Source organism: Bradyrhizobium sp. LeoB3 (genome assembly GCF_055456055.1).
The window spans coordinates 1-885 of sequence record NZ_JBVBEF010000320.1; the positions used below are offsets into that span (position 1 = coordinate 1).

The 885-nt window shown below is 62.3% G+C and carries 1 protein-coding gene; it reads left to right on the top strand.

Features of this window, described 5'->3' with window-relative positions; all coding sequences use genetic code 11:
* Positions 1–333: 333 nt before the first annotated feature.
* On the top strand, positions 334–885 hold a 552-nt coding region (locus tag ACZXDY_RS46115; RefSeq protein WP_464350041.1), incomplete at its 3' end, for a reverse transcriptase domain-containing protein.

An 885-nucleotide genomic window follows, 5' to 3' on the forward strand; every position in this document is an offset into this window, starting at 1 on the left:
AGTGAACGCCGAGCAAGCCTCGAAAAGGACGATGCGCAGGCCGACCCGATGACCCTTTCGGGGAAGGCTGATACGGCTGGGGCGAAGTGAGCGAAGCAATACCTCCAGTCGCTGTGCCGGGGTAGTGGCGACGGCATGTACACAAGGAAAGCGTACGCAACACGGGAGGCCCCACGACGTGGTCAGGGATGATCAACCGGACGCCCGCGAGGGACAGGCCGGGCGCCGTGGGGATGCGGAGGGGTTCGTAGTACCGCTGAAGCCGGGTAACGCCGGCGGAGGGAAGGGACCTCAGTTCAAGACGAACGCAAGACGTAGTGAGGGACCTGGGGATTGGGCAACCTATCAACTCCGAAGAGTGTTCAGAAGCTGCAGACGGCGTTGCACGCGAAAGCGAAGGCAGAAGCCGGCTACCGCTTCTACGCCCTGCACGACAAGATCAGCCGGGAAGACATCTTGGCCCATGCCTATGCTCAATGCCGCTCCAACAAGGGCGCACCGGGCGTGGACGGGCAGGACTTCGCGGACATCGAAGTGTATGGGGTGCAGCGGTGGCTTGGCGAACTGGCGCTTGCGCTCAGGCAGGAGACGTATCGACCGGATCCTATCAGAAGAGTGTACATACCGAAGGCCAATGGCAAACTCAGGCCATTGGGCATCTCGACCTTGCGGGATCGGGTCTGCATGACGGCAGCGATGCTGGTGCTGGAGCCGATCTTTGAGGCCGATCTTCCACCGGAGCAGTATGCCTACCGTCCGGGGCGCAATGCCCAGCAGGCGGTGGTTGAGGTGGAAGCGCTGCTGTTCCGTGGTCACCCGGAAGTCGTCGACGCCGACCTCGCGGACTACTTCGGGAGCATTCCGCATGCCGAACTTCTGAAGTCG